At 53.3% G+C, this 24,097-nt stretch carries 21 protein-coding genes and 1 pseudogene; 3 read left to right on the top strand and 19 right to left on the bottom strand.

The genetic code is table 11. From position 1 onward, the window contains the following. Position 1: 1 nt before the first annotated feature. From AC0YNV_RS27665 to AC0YNV_RS27610, 12 genes and pseudogenes are all read right to left on the bottom strand, one after another. Entirely contained in the window at positions 2–1,429 is a 1,428-nt protein-coding gene (locus tag AC0YNV_RS27665; RefSeq protein ID WP_475770929.1) for a response regulator, read from the bottom strand. Continuing rightward, a complete protein-coding gene (locus tag AC0YNV_RS27660; protein ID WP_475770928.1) occupies positions 1,407–3,164 on the bottom strand; it encodes a cache domain-containing sensor histidine kinase in 1,758 nt (585 codons plus the stop codon). The genes AC0YNV_RS27665 and AC0YNV_RS27660 overlap by 23 nt, the downstream gene beginning before the upstream one ends. A 133-nt stretch (positions 3,165–3,297) precedes the next feature. Continuing rightward, complete coding sequence (locus AC0YNV_RS27655; protein WP_475770927.1) at positions 3,298–4,275, bottom strand: aldo/keto reductase; 978 nt, start codon at positions 4,273–4,275, stop codon at positions 3,298–3,300. A 137-nt stretch (positions 4,276–4,412) separates the two neighbouring features. After that, positions 4,413–7,076 (bottom strand): hypothetical protein, encoded by a 2,664-nt coding sequence (locus AC0YNV_RS27650; protein WP_475770926.1) that lies wholly within the window; start codon positions 7,074–7,076, stop codon positions 4,413–4,415. Between the two features lie 98 nt (positions 7,077–7,174). Further along, positions 7,175–8,323 carry a galactonate dehydratase gene (dgoD, locus tag AC0YNV_RS27645; RefSeq protein ID WP_475770925.1) on the bottom strand — a complete coding sequence of 383 codons (1,149 nt, stop codon included), beginning with the start codon at positions 8,321–8,323 and terminating at the stop codon, positions 7,175–7,177. Between the two features lie 665 nt (positions 8,324–8,988). Continuing rightward, positions 8,989–9,669: a TIGR00266 family protein gene (locus AC0YNV_RS27640; protein ID WP_210046277.1), complete on the bottom strand. Its 681-nt coding sequence runs from the start codon at positions 9,667–9,669 to the stop codon at positions 8,989–8,991. 327 nt (positions 9,670–9,996) lie between these two features. Then, on the bottom strand, positions 9,997–10,926 hold the full coding sequence (locus AC0YNV_RS27635; RefSeq protein WP_210046278.1) for an MBL fold metallo-hydrolase: 930 nt from the start codon (positions 10,924–10,926) through the stop codon (positions 9,997–9,999). Continuing rightward, positions 10,923–11,963 (bottom strand): ABC transporter substrate-binding protein, encoded by a 1,041-nt coding sequence (locus AC0YNV_RS27630; protein WP_475770924.1) that lies wholly within the window; start codon positions 11,961–11,963, stop codon positions 10,923–10,925. Before AC0YNV_RS27630 ends, AC0YNV_RS27635 begins: the two co-directional genes overlap by 4 nt. A 116-nt stretch (positions 11,964–12,079) precedes the next feature. Further along, entirely contained in the window at positions 12,080–12,844 is a 765-nt protein-coding gene (locus AC0YNV_RS27625; RefSeq protein ID WP_475770923.1) for an ABC transporter permease, read from the bottom strand. Continuing rightward, positions 12,777–13,616: an ABC transporter ATP-binding protein gene (locus AC0YNV_RS27620; RefSeq protein ID WP_475770922.1), complete on the bottom strand. Its 840-nt coding sequence runs from the start codon at positions 13,614–13,616 to the stop codon at positions 12,777–12,779. Before AC0YNV_RS27620 ends, AC0YNV_RS27625 begins: the two co-directional genes overlap by 68 nt. 20 nt (positions 13,617–13,636) lie before the next feature. Next, complete coding sequence (locus tag AC0YNV_RS27615) at positions 13,637–14,290, bottom strand: Crp/Fnr family transcriptional regulator (protein ID WP_210046281.1); 654 nt, start codon at positions 14,288–14,290, stop codon at positions 13,637–13,639. Between the two features lie 293 nt (positions 14,291–14,583). Continuing rightward, positions 14,584–14,880: pseudogene (locus AC0YNV_RS27610) on the bottom strand (DNA polymerase beta superfamily protein); the annotation flags it as partial. Between the two features lie 158 nt (positions 14,881–15,038). On the opposite strand from AC0YNV_RS27610, the gene AC0YNV_RS27605 reads away from it, so the two are divergent. Next, on the top strand, positions 15,039–16,364 hold the full coding sequence (locus AC0YNV_RS27605; protein ID WP_475770921.1) for a helix-turn-helix transcriptional regulator: 1,326 nt from the start codon (positions 15,039–15,041) through the stop codon (positions 16,362–16,364). Then, the gene (locus AC0YNV_RS27600) at positions 16,339–17,157 is read left to right on the top strand and encodes a WYL domain-containing protein (RefSeq protein ID WP_475770920.1); all 819 of its coding nucleotides are present in this window, start codon (positions 16,339–16,341) and stop codon (positions 17,155–17,157) included. The genes AC0YNV_RS27605 and AC0YNV_RS27600 overlap by 26 nt, the downstream gene beginning before the upstream one ends. Positions 17,158–17,175: 18 nt before the next feature. Here the strand turns inward: AC0YNV_RS27600 and AC0YNV_RS27595 are convergent, their stop codons facing one another. From AC0YNV_RS27595 to AC0YNV_RS27570, 6 genes are all read right to left on the bottom strand, one after another. After that, positions 17,176–18,240, bottom strand: coding sequence for a HAMP domain-containing sensor histidine kinase (locus tag AC0YNV_RS27595; protein ID WP_475770919.1), 1,065 nt, complete (start codon positions 18,238–18,240; stop codon positions 17,176–17,178). After that, positions 18,230–18,925 carry a response regulator transcription factor gene (locus AC0YNV_RS27590; protein ID WP_475770918.1) on the bottom strand — a complete coding sequence of 232 codons (696 nt, stop codon included), beginning with the start codon at positions 18,923–18,925 and terminating at the stop codon, positions 18,230–18,232. The genes AC0YNV_RS27595 and AC0YNV_RS27590 overlap by 11 nt, the downstream gene beginning before the upstream one ends. Beyond that, entirely contained in the window at positions 18,922–19,542 is a 621-nt protein-coding gene (locus tag AC0YNV_RS27585; protein ID WP_475770917.1) for a DedA family protein, read from the bottom strand. The genes AC0YNV_RS27590 and AC0YNV_RS27585 overlap by 4 nt, the downstream gene beginning before the upstream one ends. Next, positions 19,539–20,174, bottom strand: coding sequence for a phosphatase PAP2 family protein (locus AC0YNV_RS27580; protein WP_210046287.1), 636 nt, complete (start codon positions 20,172–20,174; stop codon positions 19,539–19,541). Before AC0YNV_RS27580 ends, AC0YNV_RS27585 begins: the two co-directional genes overlap by 4 nt. Before the next feature lie 7 nt (positions 20,175–20,181). Further along, positions 20,182–20,760 (bottom strand): class I SAM-dependent methyltransferase, encoded by a 579-nt coding sequence (locus tag AC0YNV_RS27575; RefSeq protein WP_475770916.1) that lies wholly within the window; start codon positions 20,758–20,760, stop codon positions 20,182–20,184. 254 nt (positions 20,761–21,014) lie between these two features. Beyond that, positions 21,015–21,947, bottom strand: coding sequence for an alpha/beta hydrolase (locus AC0YNV_RS27570; RefSeq protein ID WP_475770915.1), 933 nt, complete (start codon positions 21,945–21,947; stop codon positions 21,015–21,017). A 150-nt stretch (positions 21,948–22,097) separates the two neighbouring features. Between AC0YNV_RS27570 and AC0YNV_RS27565 the strand changes: the two genes are divergently transcribed. Further along, a complete protein-coding gene (locus AC0YNV_RS27565) occupies positions 22,098–22,532 on the top strand; it encodes an RrF2 family transcriptional regulator (protein WP_475770914.1) in 435 nt (144 codons plus the stop codon). Between the two features lie 109 nt (positions 22,533–22,641). Here the strand turns inward: AC0YNV_RS27565 and AC0YNV_RS27560 are convergent, their stop codons facing one another. Then, positions 22,642–23,997 carry a dipeptidase gene (locus AC0YNV_RS27560; RefSeq protein WP_475770913.1) on the bottom strand — a complete coding sequence of 452 codons (1,356 nt, stop codon included), beginning with the start codon at positions 23,995–23,997 and terminating at the stop codon, positions 22,642–22,644. Positions 23,998–24,097 lie beyond the last annotated feature (100 nt).

Raw genomic sequence — 24,097 nt, 5'->3', positions numbered from 1 at the left:
TTTATGGTCTTTCCTGCACGCTGGCTCCTTGCCCGCGCTTGCGGAATTCGCTTGGCAGAGCGCCGACTTTCTTGCGGAACACCTTGCTGAAATATTTCTCGTCGGGATATCCGCATTTCTCGGAAATCCGGTAAATCGGCTCGTTCGTCTGGCTGAGCAGCGACTTGGCATAGTCGACTCGCGCATCCCTTATATACTCGTTGAAGGTTTTCCCCGTAATGTTCTTGAAGCATTCGCTGAAATAGCTGCGGCTGATGTGAACCTCCTCCGCTACCTCCGTCAGCTTCAGATCCAGGCTGATATTGCGGTTGATATAATCGACAGCCTTGATCACACTAGCCATCATGTCATCGGAATAATGGGTTTCCACGAAGGAGCTGCGGATATCCTTGCGCATCTTCTCCAGCCACAGCAGCCAATCCGCCCAGCAGCGCAGCTCCGCCCTGTCAAATACAGATGTCAGATCGAGGGGCACGTATCTCTCCCACTGCACCAATATCCAATAGAACATGCTCTCCAGCTTGTCGGCTGAAGGACGGATCTTCTCCAGCTCCGATACAAGCGCGAGATAGCGCTCCTCATCGTACACCAGTTCAAGCGACGACCATTCCTCGCGCAGCTGGTACAGCACCTTCTCGGAAATCTGCCGGTCCTCTCTTTCAAAAGAGTCCAGATCCACATCATAAACGCTGCGGCCCGGCTCATATTCATAGAAAAAGTCATGCGAAGCATAATCGACCAGAAGCTTGCAGATCTGCTTCCGGTTATGGTCCCGGATCCCGACCGTGCGAATCACCGCCCACTTGCCCGACAGTTCCTCACACTCCCTGATTCTCCCGACGATCTCATCCTCCCGCGCCGGAGAGAGCTCCGGCAGCAGCCACACATCCCGGTTGATCTCGCTTACGCCCTGCTGCTCCGTCGGCAGCAGCTCATCGAGAAAATCCGGCCTTTCCGACGAGAGTGCGGCGAGCAGCAGCACCCTCTCCGCGCTTTCGCCGACTGTGCCGCCGACTGTGCGGACGACGACAGACGGAGCTTCAGGCAGTTTCTGCTCACGGGTCCGCCGGAGAATCCGGGTGAGAATGTCGCGCATATTGTCCTTCTCCAGCTCCACCTTGGCGATATAATCGATGGCCCCGAGCCGGAGAGCCTCCTGAACATGCTCGAACTCCTGATAAAAGGTCAGCATCACGATCCAGATGCCGGGATAATGCTCCCGGACCTCCCGCAGCAGGTCAAGCCCCGACATGGACGGCATGGCGATGTCAGTGATCATCAGATCAACGGGATGGCTTTCCAGAAATTGAAGCGCTTTCTTTCCGTTCTCCGCTTCGCCTACAACCTGAAGCCCGAATTCGCTCCAGGGCATGAGGGAAACAATTCCCTTGCGCACCAGATGGTCGTCATCCACGATCAGCACGTTCATTGTCATCCCGCTCCTTTGCATTCATGGGAATCCGAATAAGGATTGTCGTTCCCTGCTCTGCTGCGCTCTGGATTCCGAATTCGGCCCTGTCGCCGAATTGAAATTCAATCATCCGCCGCACATAATTGACGCCGATGCCCATTCCCGTCTTGTGGTTAGAGCCATTCGCCGAATCCGGGGCATGATCCTGCTCCAGCAGCCGGTGGACCGCCTCCTCATCCATGCCGATGCCGTTATCAATAACCCGGATGCCGATCCTCTCGTCTTCCTCCTCGGCAATAATCACGCGTATAATCCCGTCATCCGCCATCCCGCCGTGGTACAGCGCATTTTCCACAAGAGGCTGAAGAATAAAGCGCGGAATCAGCGTATCCTCGATCGCCGGATCGGTATCGATCCGTACGTCGAACTGAAAATTATAACGGATCTGCTGCAGGGCCACATAATGCCGGAGCGCGCCGATTTCGTCGGCAATCGTAGCCGTCTTGCCTTTTCCGAGATTGTAGTAAAGCAGCTTGTTCAGCGTCGACACAAGACGGTCAATCTCGTCATGACCCTGCAGCCGGGCCAGCCAGCGGATCGTATCCAGCGTATTATGGGTAAAATGAGGATTGATCTGATGCATCAGCTTTTCCACCTCCAGCGCCGCTTTGCGTTCTTCCTTCTCCTTCACCTCATGCAGCAGCTCCCTTATCCGGATACGCATATCCTGAAAGCGCAGGAGCAGAAAATCGAACTCCTTCACATCCGTGAATGTAACGGCGGACTTGAAATTGCTCTTGGATATCAGCATAATTTCCCGGTTGAGACTTCGCAGCGGACGATAGACCGTCCGCCAGACAGCCCAGGCAAACAGCAGGCTGAGCCCGATCGATGAAACGCCAAGCACGAAGAACCGCAGCAGCCACCCGTTAATCTCCCGGTCGTACTCCTTCTTCGGGATAACGCTTACAATCATCCAGCCCTGCTGGCTTGCGGCCTGGAACAGGTAGGCATCCTGCTGCCCGCTGTTTGCGGCGTAGCTGCTGCCGGCCTGGAACGATGCGGAGCTGCTGTAGGCGATGCGGCCGCTGTGATCCACAATCAGCAAACTCGCTCCGTTCTTGGGATCGCCCCCGTCGAAAATATCCTCCACTTCGGTCTCGATATAGATGTAAATCGGTTCGCCCTCCATCAGAACACTGCGGGCGACTGAAACGACCATTCTTCTGTTCTGATAGTTCTGTGAATCATAAGGCCCGTAATAGGTGAAGCCCCTGTCCGCACTGTAATCCTCAAACATGGGCAGACTATGGATATCCAGATTGGATGTCGGGCAATAATTGGAGAACAGGATTTTTTTGGGGCCGGGCATATAATAACAGACCATGCTGAGATTCGGGTTGGAAAAGCTGATCAGATTGATTTCATTAATGACTTCGTCCCGCATCAGTTTTTTTTCATACAGGTCGGAGGTCGTCAGATAAACCGACAAATTCTGGCCGACGCTGCCATCGAGCGAGAGCTGCTGGGACACATATTGGAGATGATGAAGCGAGGTTTCGAGCGATTGCTTCTTTTGGCTTAAAGTGCTCCGGACCCCGTCTTCAATTTTATGGTCCAGTATGGAATAGATCGTGTAGTAGGAAATCGCGCCGATAAGGGCAAGCGGAATCAGCGTGCTGGACAGCAGCACGGCAATCAGCTTTCTTTTGAGTGAACGAGGACCTTTCAGCATCTGTAGAAGCGATTTCACATGTGTGTCCCCTTCCTGCCGGGTAGTAGAGACATTTTCCGTTCGAGCCTCAGCGGGAAATCATAAAGCACGAAAGGAGGCTGACCCAAAAGCGCAGATGCGCATAGGTCAAGCCTCCCGCTGGCAGCTGGTGTCAGGTGACGGATTTGCCTCTGGACGATGTATAGAGCGCATACCATTCCTCGCGCGTCATGAGCCCGGACTGCCTCACGGCATCCCGGCAGTTCAGAATGCGCTCCGGATTGGCCGACCCGATCACCGGCTGGATCAGCGCCGGATGGCGCATCAGCCAGCCCAGCACAATAGACTCGCCCGTCGTTTCTTTGCGCCGGGCCATCTCGGCAACCAGCTCGCGGGTACGGACAACCTCTTCCGGAGCATTATCCATGCTGCGTCCTGTATAGATGCCTTTCGCAAGCGAAGACCATGCCTGAATTTGGATATTCTCCAGCATGCAGTGCTCCAGGAGCCCTTCCGGAAAAACAACATGGACGGACTCGCGCTGATTAACCAGTACGCCCCGGTCGACCCAGCTTGAATCCAGCAGGCTCATCTCCAGCTGGTTGGCCACCAGCGGATCGGGCAGCTGGGCCTGCAGAAGCTTGATCTGTCCCGCGTTCATATTGGAAACGCCAAAGTGTCTGACTTTGCCTGCCTGCTTGAGCGTCTGAAACGCTTCGGCGACTTCCTGAGCCTGGACCAGCGGATCAGGCCGGTGCAGGAGCAGAATATCCAGATAATCTGTACCCAGCCGCTTCAAGCTGCCGTCAACGGCGCGTAATATATGCTCCCGGGAAAAATCATACCGCTGCGGGGAATGCTCGTCCGCGAACCGGGTGCCGCATTTGGACTGAATCACAATGGATTCGCGCAAGCCCGGCCTCTTCCCGAGAACGCTTCCAAAAACAGCCTCGGCCTTGCCTCCCGAATAGATATCGGCGTGATCAAACATCGTAATGCCGGCCTCAAGCGCAGCATCGACCGCACGCTCCGCCTTCAACAGGTCCGCATCGGTAAGGGGATCATGGTTGTTGCTTCCCCCAAGACCAGTCGTGCCGTAAACGATTCTGCTGCTGGTGATATTCCGCTGCTGCAATGGAAAAACGTTCATAGGATACCTCCAAGTTAGACCGAATTGTTTTTATTATAACCCCTTTGACAATCCCGCGTGATACACTTTTGTCTTCTGTTTGCTCTTGAAACCGCTTTTTTGTCATTGCAAATATTCCCATATCGGACGAATATCCCCTAATTAGAAGACGTTATTCCACCCTGGAGGACAAATGTGGAATGCAGGACAAAATAAGGTGGGCCCGCCATCTCCGTGTCAAAACCCGGAGCGATCCAGACATCGGTCCCGTTATCCAGTTCCAGATAATACATCAGGGAATAAGCCGAATCCGTATAGGATGATGGTATCACGGCGCGATACAGGTCGCCGTCCCTCTCCATCTCCGCTACCGCGAACCGTTCGGCCTGATTGACATGGCGGTAATGCAGGTAAATCCGCAGCTCCTGCGGGGCCGATGGAGCAGTTGCGGCAATTTGGACCGGCATTCCCGGAGTGTAGGACTCAGGCTGAATATGCTCATAGGACGGGGACGGTCCCCGCAGCGGTCTTACGTATTTCCCCATCCCCGTCTCATCCGGTCCCACGGCTCCGGCACCGGCCGGCCACTGCCTGTATATCCGGTGCATCTCTTCCAGGTCCTCCGTTATCGCCGGGAGGCGGTCAGCCCAATGCCCACGCATATAAGGCTTATGGCCAAACGCGATATCGCTGCGGTAAACGCCATCCGCTGCCGCTATAATCTGCTCCCAGGCTTCCTTCGCCAGATGGTACTCCTTCAAGGCGTAATACAAAAACCGCACATCGTTGGAGCGCTCGAACAAGGCATAAGCGGTTCCTGCCTGGAATTTCCGTGCGAAGAAACGGCCCAGGCCCGCCAGAATCCGCACATCCGCCGCCAACCGTCGGAAGGCTGCATTCTGAGGCTTGTCCGCCAAGGCTTCGGCTTCCATCAAGCTGCTCATGGCTCCTCCTGCCCATTCGTCAAGACGGAAGCTTACCTCCTGGGGAGTTGCCTTGCCGCTGCGGGTTCCGCTTATTACAGCGTCCGCGAAGGCATTGATGGAATAAAACATTTCGGGATCAAGGGGACTTGCTGCTCCGAACGTCTTCGGCTCCGGCAGGTCGTAGTCGTATTGGGACGGCTTGGTCTTGATGATCGCCAGATTCGTATACATCTCCGGCCAATAATCCACATTCGCGGAGGATGGATGATGCGCGACAGTAATCAGAGGAAGAATCCGGCTGGCAAAGGCCAGCGCCTTCTCGGCAGCCCCCGCGGATGCCCCGTATTCATGGCGCAAATATCTTCTCCATACGTCAGGATCCGTATCCGGATTATACAGCATCCTTCCCCACAGCCGGTAGGTGTAACCGTATTTGATCCAGTCTTTGCCTTCCAGACGAAGCGGCTCATCGGCATACAGCTCCCTGCCGCCCGCGATGCCCGATGTCTTGCGGCCCTTGAAGGACAGCGGCTCGAACAGCTCCAGGCCGGCAGCCCCGCCGAACGACGCCGCGCGGCTGCTTCCCGCGGCCATGACGGGATCGCCCCACAGCAGAACGCGCTGCGTCCCCGGCCATACCCGGTACAGGATATCGTAATTGCGGCTGCGCGTCAGAAAATCCGCATATCCATAGCGAGTTACCTTGCGGGAGCCCGCTGTAACAGCTGCGTATTGGGAGCCCTTGAAATCAGCCTCCGGCATTTCCCTCTCCCGGTTATGCGCGGGATGATAGGGCAGTCCCATATGCTCTGCCCAGAACTTGGGCGAGACCGTTACCTGCCTGCCTGTACTCTCCCGAACCATTTCTATCATGGACGCCTCCACCCCTTTGGAATGGATATCGACGCTGATCGGCCGGTCGATGGCGGCAATCCCGGACAATGCCGCTCTCCAGAATTCCTGAGCCGGCTCCGGAATGCCGCTTTCGTAATGAACCCGCAGGGTCAGGCCGGCAATAGAGGTGCAGGACTGCAGCAGCAGGGTAAGCGCATCACGGCAGTAAGCGGCGTGATTGTCCTTCGTCAGTCCCGTGATCCGGTAATGGGGATGGGGACTGTCCGGCAAATCGTAGGCATTGGTCCAGATGCCGACATGAAAATCGAGACCGCGGCGGCATATCTGCTCCCCGATATAGCGGAGCATGTCCAGGTTGCGGGCCGCTTCTCCCCCGGGCAATCCCTCAACCCTGACGTCATATCCGGGGACATCCAGCAGAAAGGGATAAGCAAAATACATATAATTGTCCCGGATATCCGGATCATGACCGTAATCATAGCCCATCCCGAGGGCAAGATTGAAGCGGTTGAAGCGATGCCGGGCGATTTCGTTCAAATATTCATTCCAGAAAGCCTTATCGTAATACCAGGGCTTGTCCTCCGCCTCGCTGACAAACATCCTGCTGAGGCTCCTGACTTTGTTCGCCGGCTTCTCTTCCGTTCGCTTCCAATCGTGCAGCTCCGCCATAGGATCGGAGGCATATTGAATCCGGTCCGCAAGCTCCAGCAGCGCATAGATGAAGCCTCTGTCACCGGATGAGTAGATCACAATTGTTGTGCGGGCCGGTTCCGTCTGCCGATCGATGATGAACGCTTCGGCAGCAGCGGGAACATTTCCGGCTTCTCCGCCGGCATCACTGGCTTTAACAAGTCTGATAGCTGCTTCCGCGCCGGATGAATTCGCGTCGCTTTGCGGAATGAGCGTTATGGAACGTCCCTTCAAGGCTGCAGACAGCTGTTCGACTGCCCACCCGAGGGGCGTCCCGCTGCCCTCCTGCTCCATATGATCCCTAATCATGACCACCTTCTTGAGATCAGCCGTTCTCTGATCTGCTTCCATGTTCCGCAGCCTCCTTATCCAATCTGTTGATCAAGCTGGCCTTGGACAAGCTGTACTGTCGGTGCGCTTCTGCTTGCCCCGTTATCCGCGGTTGCGGTCTACCAGTCCCGGACAGATCCGTCAAGCGCATTCAGCTTGGGAACAATGCCGAGCCGCTTCGCAGGACGGGCCTCCGCCGCTTCCTCCGAGAAGGTCACGCCAAGTCCCGGACCATTCAGCGGAAAAGCATACCCGTTCTCCACGACCGGATAGGGCGAGGCTACAGTCGTATCCAAATCCCCGGCGTTGCTGGCCGATGCGGGAAGCTCCAGCAGCGCCACATTGGAGAACGCCAGCGACACATGCATGCTGGCCGCCGTTCCAATCGGTCCCCAGTTGTTATGCGGCACCAGGTTGACATAATACATCTCGGCAATCGCTGCGATTTTGCGCATTTCGGTAATGCCTCCGCACCAGCAAATATCCGGACGCAAATAATCGACAAGACCGCCTTCGATCAATTCGCGGTAATCCCATTTATTGTGTCCCCGTTCTCCGGTTGCCAGCGGGATGCTGGTATACGGTCTGAGCCGGCGGTAAGCCTGCGGATTCTCGTGGCGGATGGGATCCTCAATGTACAGCGGGCGGAATTTCTCCACATTCTTCGCCAGCATCACTGCATAATCGGGATCATAACGGCCATGGCATTCGATAATCAGATCCACCTCGTCGCCCACTGCCGCACGGATTGCCTCTGTGTACTCAATCTGCTGCATGACGGCGCGTTTATGATCATGCAAATTGAGATCGTCCCAATCGTGGAAGGCGCGGTAACGGATCGCCGTAACGCCCCGGTCTGCCAGCAGCTTGGCCTTGCGGGCAATTTCTTCTGCCGATTTGCCGGCAACCGGTCCGTATACCCTCACCTTGTCGCGGGCCAACCCGCCCAGCAGCTGATATATGGGAACGCCAAGCGCTTTTCCTTTAATATCCCACAGGGCAATATCAATGGCAGCAATCGCAGAACCCGTTACAGGCCCGCCACGGGCAAACAGGCGGCGAAAGCATGACTGCCACAAATGCTCGATCCGCTGCGGATCCTCTCCGATGAGATAGGGCTTCAATTCTTCAATCATGCCGATAACCGCCCTCGGCGTGAAGTTCGTGCCTTCTCCATAACCGGTAATGCCTTCGTCCGTCTCCACCTTGACAAATACGCCGTCGCTGGACAGATAGCTTGTTACCTCTGTAATCTTCATCTGCTTCATCTCACCCTTCTACTGTTCAATATGCAAAGATGTTCTCCACTTATGTGCAATTCCGGGCAATCCCTTACAAGTGTACCTCAGAGGTAAGCGATTCCATGGGTAAATAAGTCTGCTGTAACGTATGGCAATCATCCAGTGACATGCCCGGATCAAAAATGCTGCGGCAGCACAAATAGATCTCTGAAAGATTCAGAGATCTACTTCATGCCATCCATAGTTTATATGGATTTTTAAAACCAACTAGTTACATTTTATTACCATTTTTTATGCTTTTTAACGGGCTTGCAGTATTTTTTAATGATTTTAGGGTCATAGCGCACCTTGTATACCCAAATTACTTTTTGCGTTTTACAAAAGGGTTTGGGATCGTAACAACAATGTTTTGATTTCTTGTGTCTTGCCATTTTTTATCCTCTCCTTAAGTTAGCGTTAGTTGCATAAACAATATATGGATTTATCTATGAACCGTAACGGCTAACGTCCTGACGGGACAATAACACGGCAGTTGTCACAGTCCGCAGCTGATATTCGGTGGGAACAAACAAAAAAGACCTCTGATCGCCTCAGGGGTCTGCAAGGTATTGCTTTTAAATTGTCTTTTCATAGAAAAAAGGCTGCACCAGCAGCCTTTTCCCAAGGAGAAGCATCACACAAAAAACCAAGCGCTAGCCGCTTGTCGGAATAAACCGTTTGATCCAGCTGCCGAAGCCGGCCGCATTGCGGCTTTGGATGAGTACAACGCCCTCGCCCCGAAAACGGCAGACAATGGCTTCCCCGCTCGTAAAGCTGGAGAACCAGCCCTTGGAGGCCTTCTCGATCTTGTACTCCATATAATCCGGCCAAGCGACCAGATGTCCGTTATCGATGATCATTTCCTCGCCGGGAGCGAGGTTAATGGCATGAATGGCCCCGAATGAGGACAGGAAAACCGTACCTCTTCCGCTGATCTCAATGATGAAGAAGCCTTCGCCGGACAGGAAGCCGCGCGCCAGATTTTGCATTTTGGTGTTGACTTCAATGCCGGATGTACCGGCGAGAAAGCCGTCCTTTTGGACCAACAGCTTATATGTACCGTCCAGCTCGATCGATTGAATATCCCCCATGGAGGAAGGAGCCAGCAGCGCCTCTGCCCGCCCGCGTGCTGCGACGAGTTCCTGGAAGAAGAATTTCTCCCCGCTGAGCATCCGCCCGAGTCCCCTCATAATTCCACCGTCGACGGTTCCCTTCAAGTCAATCGTTGGCGACATGGAAACCATTGCGCCCATCTCCGCCTTCACACTTTCTCCCTGCTCCATCTCCACCTGAAGAAGCGCGAATGCGCCTTCATATAAAACTCTATGCTTCATGATCTCTACCTCCAAGTCTGGATACAACCACCATGCTGCCAGTATTGCCCGTTCAAAAGTCAGCGATTCAATGCCAAATGATTCTTGGCTGCCGTGATCCTGCGGGATATTACTGCAACCGCTGGATGCAGGCTTACCGCAGCCCGGTTGTCAGTAACTGAACATCTGCTGTTATTATTATAGATGAGTTCAATCCCATTAACAGTATATCAAGCTAAAATTCTTGTAAAATCCTTGCCATCCTTGCGTAAGAAAAAAGAAGAATGCCCCCGGTAACGCCCAGGTTGCATTCTTCCTCATTCGTTCAAATTCTTACCGGCATGCCTGCTATGCTTCCGCCAGATCGAAAACCATCAAATCCCTGCCCATGGTAATCGGGCCGCTGTAGATCTCTTTCATTCCCGCCATATAGGCTTCTTCCGCCGCCGCGTCGGGCGTTGGAGCCGGGATATGATGCGTCAGCACGAGATGCTTGGCTCCCGCTTGACGGGCGATCTCCGCCGCTTCCAGCGTTGTCGTATGGTACTTGGCCGGATTGGACAGCGCCCGGGCCTGCTCCGGATAGGTCACAATCAGCGAATCAAGCCATTCCTTGTTGTAGGCTTCATGGACGAGCAGGTCAACGCCATCGCTGTATTTGACCATATTGGGCACCGGAATCGTATCTCCGGAGATGACGGCCGACTTCCCGTTGTACTCGAATTTGTAGGCCACGGCAGGATAGACGGGTCGATGGTCCACTTCAAAAGCGGTAATGCGGATCCCATCCCTGTCATAGATAATGCCCTCATTGCGTTCAATATACTGAATTTGCGAGCCGGCTTCGTCCGACAGATTGTAGCTAACACGCAGCTTGACGTCGAATTCGAAGGACTCGCGCATTTTGCCGATAATTTCCCGGGTCGTGTCCGGACCATACACCTGCATCGGCGTCGAGCGCCCCTCGAATACCCGCTCCGGAGTCACATGCGTTCTCCAGCTGGTAATGAACACATCGAAGAATCCGCCATTATGATCGTAGTGATGATGGGTGAAGAGCACATCCGACACCCGCTGCGGCATTACGCCCGCCTTGATCATCTGATCGACCGCCGCACCGCCGCAGTCGACCAGGAATGTCTTATCCCCCGCCAGCACAACTACGCCGGCCTTGGCCCTGCCATAGAAGGCCCGGGGCGATCCTGTCCCGAGCAGAACCACCTTCAGATGCTCGTGATAATCGGGAAGCACATTCAGCTGAGGTTGAATAAAGGTCATGATTTCACTTCCTCCAATATCGACAGATCCAGCAGGCCGCTCAAGTCCGGCTTGCCTTCCACATCCTTGATATAGCCCGCGTCGACGGCAACCTGGGCCATCTGCTCCAGCACATCCAGATCGATGTCCGTCGTCAAGGTCAAATGCTGCAGCGCCGCCTTGATCAGGTTAAGCTCAAGTCCTTTGCCCGACAGCTCTTTTAATTCGTCGCTGACAAGCGAGTAGGCGTCATCGGGGTTCGATTTGATATAGTCGATCGCCTCTATATTGGCCTTGATGGCCTCTTTCACCGTACCGCGGTATTTTTTCAGAAAATCATTGTTAGCGACCAGGATCGTAAGCGGATAGTTCCCGTCATTAGGTGGAATTTTGTCCCAATCGACCAAAATATCTCCGATTCCCTGCTCGACGATTTGCGTGCCCCACGGCTCCGGCAGCAGCGCGGCATCGACCTGATTCTGCTTCATTGCCACAAGCGTATCGGCCGGCGCCATCGTGATCAGCTGCACACCGGAGGCGTCCTTGGTTACACTGAGTCCGTTCTGCTGCAGCAGCAGACGCAAGGAAATTTCATTCGTGCTGCCTGTGGTCGGAATAGCAGCGGTCTTGCCTGCAAGGCCCTTCACGTCGGCAATATTCGCGCCTTTCCGCGTTACCAGCACAGCACCGCCGTTATTGGCGCCGGAGACGATCGTAATATTTTTGCTGCGCACATATTGATTCGTAACCGGGCCCGGTCCGACATAGCCGATATCGATCTGCCCGGTCGCCATCGCCGTCGAGAAATCGGAGCCGTTATCGAAAGCCTGCACCTCGATTTTCACATCGTCGCCGAATGCCTTTTGAAAATAGCCGTTCTTGAGGGCGATAAACGCCGGCGCGTGGGTGACATTCTTCAGCAGCCCGATCTTGACGGTGGCCGGCTTGGCCGCCTCGCTGTCCGAGCCGGCGCTGCCTTCATTATTGGAGCCGCAGGCGCTCAGCAGCCCCGCGAGCACCAGGATAAGCACCATGGACAGCAACCATTGTTTTTTCATTCAAACTTTCCCCTCTCTATTATAAAAAACAAGTGATGAGCGCTTAACTTGCTGGTAACACTTACAAGGTTCGAAAGGACGTTTTACGCATGCGGCAGCCCAATCCTTGCAGCGGACTAGGATTTGGCGGAATGGAGGCCGTAGCGCACCATGATCCGGTCCTCAATCCGTTTGAACACGAGGTGATCGGAGATCGTTCCGATTATTGCAATGAGCAGAACGACGCAAAGCATAATGGATGTATCGCCGATGTTTCGCCCTTCCTCCAGCATCTGCCCAAGCCCTACACCTCGGGCGATCAGCTCGCCGGAGACAAGCGCGCGCCAGGCGAACGCCCAGGCCATCCGCATGCCGGTGATGAGATGGGGAACAGCGGCCGGCACCATGATTTGAAAAACCAGCTTGACGCCCCTTCCGGTTCCGAACATCTCCGCCGCCTTCAAATACAGGGAGGGAATGTTCCGGAAGCCGCTGCGGCTGGAAATCGCCATCGTCCAGGTCGCGCCGATGGTCGTGATGAATACGACCGAGAAATCATTTAATCCAAACCAGATGATGGCAAAAGGAAGCCAGGCGATACTTGGAACCGTCTGCAGAGCGACGACCAGAAAGCCGAACGTCTCGTCCACAAACCGGTTGCGGGCAAACAGCACGCCAAGGGACACTCCGATCACGCAGGATAATGCGAAAGCTATAATAATCCGGCGCAGACTGCTGTATACCGCTTCGAGCAGCTGGCCGTTGACCAGTCCGTCGCAAAAGGTATGAAAGGTTTGCAACGCGGAAGGAAACCGCCAGCCCCAGCCAAATATTCTATAGGCTGCCTCCCAGATAAGAATCAGAAGAATTAGAAAACCTGCCTTTTTGAAAATCGTAATCATCGCCGTATTCCTCCTTCACCACCTTCTCCAGTTCATCTGCCAGCGCCTCCAGAATACGGCTTTCAATATGATGGATCACGGAATCTCCCGAATTGCGCGGTCTTGCCGCCTGTACGGCAAATTCTTTCTTGATCTTGCCCGGCCTGGTGGACATGACCAGCACCCGATCGGATAACAGCACCGCTTCGCGGATATTATGGGTAATGAACAGAACCGTCTTGCGCGTCTTCATCCAGATTGATTCCAGCTCCTGATGGAGCAGCAGCCTCGTCTGTTCGTCCAATGCGGCGAATGGTTCGTCCATCAGCAGGATTTCCGGGTCCATGACGAGTGCCCGGGCAATGGCTACCCGCTGCTTCATGCCTCCCGACAGCTCATGCGGGTAACGGTCGGCAAACTTGCCGAGATGCACCATGCGGATCTGCTCCATGGCCAGATCGTACCGCTCTTGCTTCGAAAGTCCCCGCTGCTTCAGCCCGAAGGCTACATTGTCCAGCACCGTCAGCCATGGAAACAAGGCATGCTCCTGAAATACGACAATCCGGTCGGGACCCGGAGCGGTTACCTTGCGGCCAATCGCCTCGATCGAGCCGGTCTCCGCTTTTTCCAGCCCCGCCACCAGATTAAGCAGCGTCGTTTTGCCGCAGCCCGACGGGCCGACGATCGATACGAATTCGCCTTTCTCCACCGTGAACGACACGTTCTCAATCGCGGTAAAGATAGTGGCGTCCCTCTGCTTGAATGTCTTGCCTACACCTTCAACCTTGATCATGGCTTACCTCCAAATCTCGACTAGACACCGGACAGAAACTGTGCGGAATCATGGATGAACACGCTCTTCTTCTCGTAGCTTATCAGTCCCTGCTCCCGCCATTTGTTGAGTGTTTCCGTAACGGTCTGCCGGCTGCACCCGACTATAAAGGATATTTCCTCATGGCTCAGCTGCAGCGCGATCTGAAGTGTGCTGCCTTTGCGTCTGCCCAGCTGCAGCAGAAAATGCGCCAGTCTCCAGGCGGCAGGACGCGAAATCAGCATCTCGACGTACCGCTGCGTTTGCAGCAACCGCCTTGCGTTCGACAAGGTCAGCGCGTATAGGACATCGGTGCGGCTTTGCAGCAGATTTTTGAATACCGGCGCCGCAATCGTCAGCACCTCGCTGCTTACGATGCATCTGGCATCCCGCTGCCGTTTCTCCCCGATCAATACCTCCGCAGCTCCAAAAACCTCTCCGACATGGCGCAGAAACAAAGTAATGCTTTGCCCTTCCTGCGCCGATTGGGAAATCTTCACAAGCCCGCTGCGGACATAATAAATTTCATCGCTGTTGTCCTCTTCCCGGAAAATATACTCGTTCTTCTTGCAGCTCCGGAGCTGCCCATGCTCCTCAAACAGCTGCGCCAGCAGCGCACTTTCCCGCTGGGCCTCGGCGGATTGAAAGTCTTCCAAAACCGTATTCACCTCATTTATATGCTATATACATTTTAATTCATAGTTATCGGATGAGTATTATGTACATTATAATGAATAAAGCCTGTCGAAAACAGTCGCTTAGCCGACAAAATTTTAAATTTCATATCCGGATCTCAAATGAAAGCATTTGAATAGCCCATCTTATACGGTTATCGGGATGCGCAGTATACATAGCCGTAAGAGAAAACAAAAGAAGCATGCCGCGAGCCGCGCATGCTTCTTCCCCTATGCCAAGGTTACTCCCAAGCTTGCCTCAGTGCGGCTCGAAACAACTCATCCAGCAGCGGCGGGTTGGATTTGCTGAAAAGATTCAGTGCCTTCTTCATATCCCAACCGTTAATATCCAGCATCCCGCTGATCGGACGCTCAATCACATCTCTTCTGTCGAATATGGACAAATAATCATCTATAGGACGAACATAGATGAACCTAACATCATAATCGCTGTCTTTGGATGCAAATCCCCATGCCCGGCTGCCTGATTCGCATGCATAGACGATTCTCACGTCTTCTTCCTGCTCGATCAACCTCAGCTGTTCCATAATTTGTGTCTGGTATCCGGTCATGCCGCATTCCTCCTTCTTCCTTGGAACATCTTCTCTTATTTCCCGGCCAGTGAACATGGCGAAAGTATAGCGAGCGTCCTTGGAATTTTTCCATATCCCACCCTGCACTCCCCTGTTACAATAAAGAATATGACTTGAATGTAAGCGGGGAGAGCGCATTGGCGAAGGAAAGCTTTGATAAGGAAATCCAGTTTCTGCGGATGCTTGTCCTGACGCGCGGGGCATACAGCCGCCAACAGTTCGCCGACCGGCTCGGGATCTCTGTACATACGTTTGACAAAACCATCCGCAAATTAAAGGAAATCGTCGGCGCCGTGCAGCAGCAGCTGCCCGAGGAACAAGGCCGGGAGCTGGCGGAGACCATCCGCTTCCAATACTATGATTCCGCAGATCCCATGCTGCTGTTTCTGTTCCGGGCCAAGTCGCTCAAGGAGTCCGAGAGCCAGCGGATCTCCCTGCTGCTGGCCGCTCTTCACGGGCAGCCGCTGACGGCCATGGAGCTGCTGGATGTGTGCTGCGGCGGCCTCGCGGATGACCTGCCCTTCCCGGACGAGAAGACCATCCGCTCGGACCTCAAATATCTGGAGGAGGTTGGCGTCATCCGCCGCGAGCCCGGTGCGCGCCCTTTCCGCTACCGGATGCAAAACGATCTGGTGCAGCAGCTGTCGGACGACGAGCTGATGGATCTGTTCGACTTTGTCGATGTGATGGCCAATACCCGGGTTCCTTCGGTGCAGGGCTATCTTCTCCGCGACGGCCTGAAGAAAATCCTTGCCCGCAGCCATGACGGCAGAGATGCCGTCGAGCCATTCTTATATAAATATCATTATTACTCGCGTATTCTTGACGAGGCGCATCTGTTCACGCTGCTCCACGCGATCGGGAACCGGCGCAGGGTGCGTTTTCTCTATTTCTCCCCGAAATCGGAGAAAAACTATGCCTCCCGCAATACGAATCCGCTGTTCGAGCGGGATACGGAGGGTAGACAGGAGCGCACGCTCCCGCTTAAGGTGGTCTACGATCACCAATATGGGAGGTGGTACCTTCTCGCCCATAACCGCAGGGAAGGCATTCGCAAATACCGTCTGGAGGGCATCACCCAATTCGAAGAGGATGAGAAGGTCACCGAAGACTTCTTCCGGGGGAAAAGGGAGGAGCTGGAGCATAAAACGGCGCACAGCTGGCTCATCGATACGGGAGCGCCCGCAGCCGTCCGGGTACGGTTTTATAATCCCGAAGCATCGCAGCCGAATTTCATCAAGGAACGCGTACGGCTCCAGGGGCAATGGGGCAGCATCACGGATGAGGATGAGCAGTCCTTCATCTATGAGATCCTCGTGAACGGCATAACGGAGATTAAGCCATGGCTGCGCAGCTTCGGCTCCAGCTGCGAGGTGCTTGCGCCGAATCAGCTGCGGCGTGAAATGATTGCGGAATGGAAGGAGATAGCGGCCTATTATGAACCTGTTCGAGAAGATCTTTAATTATCAGATTATCTCCCGGCTGGAGGGCTCGGGCACCTTCCTGGCCACATCGCATGAGCGCTCTTGGCTGAAGAGCATGCTCCAGCATCCTTCAGCCAGGGATGCCTTCCGGGAGGAGACATTCGCGAAGCTGCAAGCGATTCTGGAGCCGGATGAAGCGATGGATCTGCAGGAGCATTTTCTGGAGAAGGCCCAAAGCCTGCAGCGGCAGGTCATTCATCCTCTGCTGCGCCCGCTGCGCCGTTATATTTTGCAGAAAAAGGGGATTCGCATCGTTTACAGCCTCAAAGGCGGGCGCGTATGTCCGGAGCAAACGGGGTTTCCGTACAAATTGGAATATTCCATGGTGAAGCGGGAGTGGTATTTGATCTGGTACCATTTTCGGCACCGTACCTTCATGAGCACCAGGCTGGAAAAAATCACTGCCGTAACCGGCTATGAACTAATGCCCGGACACAAGGAGCATGCCCTTAAGCAGGTGGAGCGCATGCTCGCATTACCCAAAGAAACAGCCGTCGTGGAGGTTGTGCCGACGTATAACCGGGAGCTCTCCCGTATTCTGTATGCCTTCTCCTGCTTCGAGAAGGACGTGACCTATGACGCGGACAATCAGCTTTATCGGATCTGCTTGAGCTTTGCCCAGGACGAGCGCGAATACATGCTTTCGAAGCTGCGTTTTCTCGGCAAGCGAGTGCGGATCATTGAGGGGGAGCATATGAAGCGGCGGATGCTGGAAACATCCCGCAGAGCGCTTGAGCGCTATGGGGCGATGAGTGAAAATGATGCTCGTTAGCGTCAGATGATAGTCCTTCTATACTATAAACTCCATCCAGAACTTATAATGGCCTTCGTGGTGCTCCAGCCATATCCGTCCGCCATGCAGCTCCACGATATTACGGGCGATCGACAGTCCCAGTCCGGAGCCTGCCGGCATGTTCTCGTCACTGCGGGAAGGCTCCATCTTGTAGAACCGTTCAAACAACCGCTCCTCCTGCTCCGGCGTAACCGGTTTGCCGCGGTTGGCGATAGACAAGACCGCATGGTCTTCCCGCTGCAGCAATTCGATCCGGATCTCTCCCGGCCTCTCAGAGAATTTCAGCGCGTTCGTCAGCAGGTTATCGATGGCCCGCACGATTTTCTCCACATCCATCCGCACCCGGACAGGTCCCGGATTTTGTTCTTTGACCACCATAATCCCCTGCTCCCTGGCAACCGGTTCGAACTCGGTGATGATTTGTTCCAGCAGGCTGTTCAGATCCACCTCCTGCAGGGATAACCGGACGTCGCCGCCGGTCAGCCGGGTATATTCGAACAAATCGTCAATCAGCTTCTTGAGCTGCTGCGTCTTGTTATAGGCATTATCAATAAAACGTTCCTGCTCCTGCTCATTCTGATACTTCCGTGTCTTGAGCAGATCCAGATAGCCTATGATGCTGGTGAGCGGCGTTCTCAAATCATGGGAAACATACGTAATCAGCTCCATCTTGGATTTCTCGAGCTGCCGTTCCCGTTCCATCTGCTGCTGAAGCTGCTCCGCCATCTGATTGATGTTCCGGCCCACAAGCCCCAGCTCATCCTCCCGGGTCGCAGGCACCCTGCAGCTCAAATTCCCGCTTGCAATCAGCTTCAGACCATCCGTAATGGCCCTGAAGGTCCGCACGATCCGGCGGGTAAACAGAAAAAAGAAGAAAAAAAAGCAGAGAAAAAAAGAGATGGGATTCAGAAAAAGGGTAAGAGTGCCAGCAGATTCCGGCGTAAAAAAATTGGCCAGCAAATTACCGAGCACAGCGAGCAGCAGGCTTAAGACAAATGTCCAGAGCATTTGGCCGCGGATACTGTTGCGGCCGCCCAGTATGGCCCAGATTTTATTTATCAATCTTATATCCCACTCCCCAGACGGTCTTGATATACTGCGGCTCCCGCGGCTTCAGCTCGATTTTCTCCCGGAGATTCCGGATGTGGACCATCACTGTGTTTTCCGAGAAGAATCCGGTCTGATCCTTCCAGACCCGCTGATAGATATGATCGACATTAAACACATGCCCGCGGCTCCCCGCCAATAATTCCAGAATGGAGAACTCGATGGGAGTAAGAGATACGGGTGCGCCGCGAACCGTGACGGTATGTTCATCCTTATTGATAACAAGCTCATCGATTCGGATCTCACCCTCATCGGAGTCCTGGTTAGCGGAAGAGGAGTAGCCCTGTCTTCTAAGCTGCGCTTTCACGCGGGCCATAAGCTCCAGCGGGTTGAAGGGCTTGGTCACGTAATCATCCGCTCCGGTGGACAAGCCCATGATTTTATCGAGATATTCCTCTTTGGCCGACAGCATAATGATGGGGATTTGCGATTCCTCGCGGATTTGGAGACAGGCTTTGATCCCGTCCAGATTAGGCATCATAATATCCAGTATGATCAGATGGATCTGCCCGCTCTTCAGAATATCCAGAGCCTGCACCCCGTCTTCCGCTTCCAGCACATGATAGCCTTCATTGCGCAGGTAGATATGAAGAACATCGCGGATTTCCGGATCATCGTCAACGACAAGAATCGTACTCATCGGCCCAGCGTTCCCTTCCTCTCATTGCGCAGTCGGGCAGACCATTTGATAATGCCCAGAACAACGAGCAGTACGATCGGCAGCCACAGCAGTTTCATGCCATAATTATAAATCAAATAACCCACCTCCTGCACGTGGTTCCCGACAAGACGGCCCAGGAAAAAATAAATCAGCGTCCACACTAAGCCTGCCGTATAGGAAAAAAATGCAAACAGCTTGAAGCTCATCCGATTTAGCCCTGCAAGATAGGGCATAATATGGCGAACAAGGGGAAAGAAATAGCTCACACACAAGGCTGATTTTCCGTATTTGGATATGAGCTTCTCCGCAAATTTCATAGCTTTCCCGATCCGTGCCTTCCGCTCCCATCTGTTCAGAATCGGTCTGCCGTACCTTCGTCCCATCGTATACCCAAACGTTAGCCCCGACAGGACGCCCAGATACGTACACAGAAACGCCGGCAAAGGAAGCAGGCTCCCGCTCACCGTCACTGCTCCGGCTGTCATGACAATGACCTCATTGGGAACCGGAATACTGATAAGGCCCAGACATAAGACGAAGAACAGCGCAGCATAGCCAAAATGCTGAATCAGCCCAAGCATCATATCCGCATTCATTCAACCTGCCTCCTCTGAACCGCAGTCCGCGGAAGAAGCCATGTCCCTGCCGCATAATACATCATCTCCGCCAGCAAAATGGCACCAGCCATATCCAGCCACACATGCTGCTTCACAAATACGGTCGAAACGATGATTGACCAGCCCATGACGACAACAAACCATCGTGTCATTCTGGAAAGATTCGTGCAGCTCGACACGCCTTTGAGCATCAGGTAGCTGGTCAGAACATGAATGCTCGGAAAGCAATTATACGGACCATCCGAATGGTAAATCATATTTACGAGCGAATAAAAAAGCCCATGCTCCGTAATCGTCGGACGGGATATTGTCGTTTGATAAAAATAATACGTCAGATAGCATCCAATCAAGCCGAGGCTCAAGGCCAGCAGCGTCCGGTAATAGACCGTTCTGCTCTTCATGAACAATACGATCAGCATGATCATAATGAAGGGATACCAGATCAGATACGGGATAATAAAGGCGGGCAGAAAAGGAGTCCGTTCATCCAGTCCCGTCGCCAAGCTGCTGACATGGGCCCCTGCGCGGTTCAATATCTCATAAAATACATTCAATACCGGTATGGCCAGCATCCACAGCAGCGGCAGATACCGTTTTGCTCCCGCGATCATGGCTGTCTCACCCTTTTTTGCGGCATATATAGACGAATGCCGGAGGAATATTAAGCGGAACGAATTTGATTTGCTCAATTTCAAAATGCTCGCTCAGCTGCATTTTCATCTGCTGAGAATATTGAAAAGCAATAAACAAGCCGCCGGGCCTCAAGGAGGCCACGATTTGACCGACCAGCCTGTCCCGCACCTCCTGGGGGAAGTTGAAGAAGGGCAGACCGCTGAGGATACAGTCGAGCTGCTTGATGTTTTCACTGCGCAAAGCAGCTTCGAGCTCGCGGCAGTCTTCATAGCAGGAGAAGGCCGGGTATTGGTTTTGCAGCTTATGGCGCAGACGCGTGTCCTGCTCGAACAGCAAGACTTTCGTATCCTTCCGCCGGGCCTCCTGAATGTATTTGGTGATCGCGCCGGTCCCGGCTCCAAGCTCCGCGACATGGTATACCTGATTCCATGGGACAGCATTTATCATTTGTTTGGCCAGAAATTTCGAGCTTGGAGTCACGCTCCCGATGATTCCGGGCGAGCTTAGAAACCTCGACAGAAACAGAAAGTTATCCTGAATACGTGTTCTTATATTAACCTGCATGTTATCGCCCTCCTTTATCCAACAGTTATTATCCTATCCAAAAATTCTGCGTATAAAGTGGGGGAAATTCTGAATATTTTCTGAAGAAAATGGGGACAAACAAGAACTTGATCCCATAAACAAAAATAGCCGCGATTTACGCGGCTAATCGCATCTTATAAAGAAAAACAAAAACACCTTCAGAATTGAATCGGAATCCTACAAATGGCTCCCATTCAACTTCCAAGAGGTGCTCCTGGTTAAAGCAGAACTCTTCACTTTAATGCTGCGGCTAATGCGTTAACATACTCATTTCTGGCATGTTGGCTTACTTTCGCATTAGGAACGACACTCTCAAAGCCATGGAAACATCCCGGGTACAACTGGAACTCCACGTCAACTCCCGATTGGGCAAGCCGCGCGACATATTCAATGGTTTCATCACGAAACGGATCTAATTGACCCACACAAGTGTATGTGGGGGGCAAGCCAGCCAAATTATGCGCGCGGGCAGGAGCTGCATATTGGGATATCTCCCCGTTTGCATGTTCTCCTAAATACATGCTCCATGCAGCTGCATTTTTGGATCGATTCCAGGTTGCTCTTTCGTCCGTTATTTCGTAGCTTGAAGGAGTCGTATTACGATCATCGATCATTGGATATAACGGCATTTGAAAAACGATCGACGGTCCGCCTTTATCGCGAGCCATTAAAGCCAAAGCAGCCGTCAAGCCCCCGCCAGCGCTCGCACCGGCAATGGCTATACGGGTCACATCGATATTCAGCTCGTCAGAATTGTCAGACATCCACTTTAATGCCTCGTAACAATCCTCAATCGCTGCCGGATATGGATGCTCCGGTGCCAACCGGTAATCGACCGACACGACGATACAATTAGCCGTTATAGCGAAGGTTTGGCATAAACCGTCATCCATGTTAGGGTGTCCAATAACATAACCCCCTCCATGGATCCATAACAAAGCAGGAAGCGCAGCTTGATTTCGATTCCTCGGCTCATAAATCTTTACCAGCATTTCCTGGCCGGCTGCTCCGGAAATATGGCGGGAAATTGTAATAACATCTTCGGATTCCTGGGCGGGAGGTATAGGGGCTTGTCTTATCATGGCTAAATCCCCAGGCAGATTCATAGGCGGCAATAACGATATAATCGGTCTTAACTCCGGTACGACTCTGCTAATGAAATCCATACAACTTAAACCTCCTCAAGATCATTCAATTGGCCTGCAATTTAATTGTGAATTATTAATCACAATTAAAAATTATCATGAACGGTTAATAGATGTCAACTCAGAGAAAATGATATAGTAAGATATAATACCGCGATACTGGAGGAGAACATGCAATTACTAATTCAATCCGGGGAACTGGGCCCGACATGGTTTCATGTCGCTCTGCGCGCCCTTGTTCTTCTTTCTAGAACGGATAAATTGTTGAAGAGTCAAACTATAGCCAACGAATTAGGTGCGGAGCCAAGCTATGTGCGAAAGATCCTGGCAGCACTATCGAAAGCTGAAATCGTATCCGCCCATGGAGGTCGCGAAGGTGGTTATGCATTAGCGAAATCACCGCGGGAAATTACAGTTGGCGAAGTCTACCGGGTGCTGGGGAAATCGCAAAGCACGCCTTATTGGTCTGTGCCAAGCACAGGAACTGAACAGTTTATTTCTTTGCTTATTGATAAAGCAGAGCAGCAGTTTCAAAGTACTCTGGATGTTTATTCGATCGAGGAAATTGTCAGACAGGGAGCATTATTTACAACATTCCAGAAATAAATGAATAGATGACGATAAGAAAATGGAAGCCTCTTGGACAGCGGCTTCCATTCTTGAATAGATATAAGGCTTGAACAGGGGACTGCTGATGGCTCCAACAATCAGAGAATCAGATCATTTTCAGAAACTCTACGATGGTCAGCAATCCTTTATCGAAATTCTCCAGATGGAAATGCTCGTTGGGCGCATGGAGATTCTCGTCGGGAAGCCCGAAGCCCATGAGCACGACCGGCACGGACAACTCCCGGGCCAGCGCTTCGACAATCGGAATGGAGCCGCCGTCTTTGGTGAATACGGGACGTACGCCGTATACGCGCTCGTAGGCGTCGGCCGCTTTTTGAAGCACGGGAACGGACGGATCGATGGTATACGGATTGCCTTTCTCCCGCTGCACGACAGTTACTCTCGCTCCTGCAGGCGTATGGCTGCGGATGTGGCGTTCGATTTTGTCCAGAATATCCTGGGGATCCTGCTTGCCTACCAGGCGGCAGGTGATTTTCGCGTGAGCCTCGCAAGGAATGACCGTCTTCGTGCCTTCACCCTGGAAGCCGCCGTACATGCCGTTGATCTCCAGCGTGGGCCGCGCTCCGGTCCTCTCAACGTAGGAGTAGCCTTCCTCGCCGTATAGCGCATCAAGATCGAGGGTGATCTTTTGCTGCTCCTCGTCGAACTCTTTCCTGGCAAGCTCGGCTCTCATTTCCGGCGTAAGGTCAGGCACATCGTCATAAAATCCATCGACTGCAATGCGTCCCTTATCGTCATGAAGCGAAGCGAGCAAGGAAACCAGGGCATGGAGCGCATTGGGAACGCCGCCTCCGAAGGTTCCGGAGTGCAGGTCGGTCTTGGCTGTTCGTACGGACACATCAAGCGAGCAGAGACCGCGAAGGCCCGTGCTGATCGCCGGCTTGCCCGGAGCAAGCAGCTCGGTATCGGAGATGAGCACCACATCCGCCGCAAGCTTGTCCTTGTATGTATGGATGAAAGGATGGAGATTGGTGCTCGTTACTTCCTCTTCGCCTTCAATAATCAGCTTGATATTGACCGGGAGCGGCTCTTCCGACTGGATCAAGGCTTCGATGGCCTTAATATGCAGGAACAGCTGGCCTTTGTCGTCCGTCGCTCCTCTGGCATACAGCTTGTTGTCCCGGATGTCGGGCTCGAAGGGAGGCGTCTCCCATAAATGCAGAGGGTCCACCGGCTGCACATCGTAGTGTCCATAGACGAGAACCGTAGGCCTTCCGGGAGCATGCAGATGATCCGCATAAAGGATCGGATGCCCTTTTGTTTGATGAATCTCGACGTTGTCCAGACCTGCCCTCTTCAGGGTGTCCGACAGCCAGCTGGCCGCCCTGTTCACATCTTCCTTATGCTCGGACAGCGCCGAAATACTGGGAATGGAGATCCATTCCTTGAGCTCGTTCAAATGCTGTTCTCTCCGCTGCTCGAAATAAGCTTTATAATCCATGGGTAGGCCTCCTTATATAACCAAATCCCGTTCTCCCCCGCTTGAGTATCCTTGCAGGATACGGCGGTGATCCGGGCTGGTCCATCTTTTGCCATTATAA

It is taken from the genome of Paenibacillus sp. JT31N11, from assembly GCF_056269285.1.
Note: the sequence above shows the minus strand (reverse complement) of the source record. Positions and strands in the feature narration are given on the sequence as shown.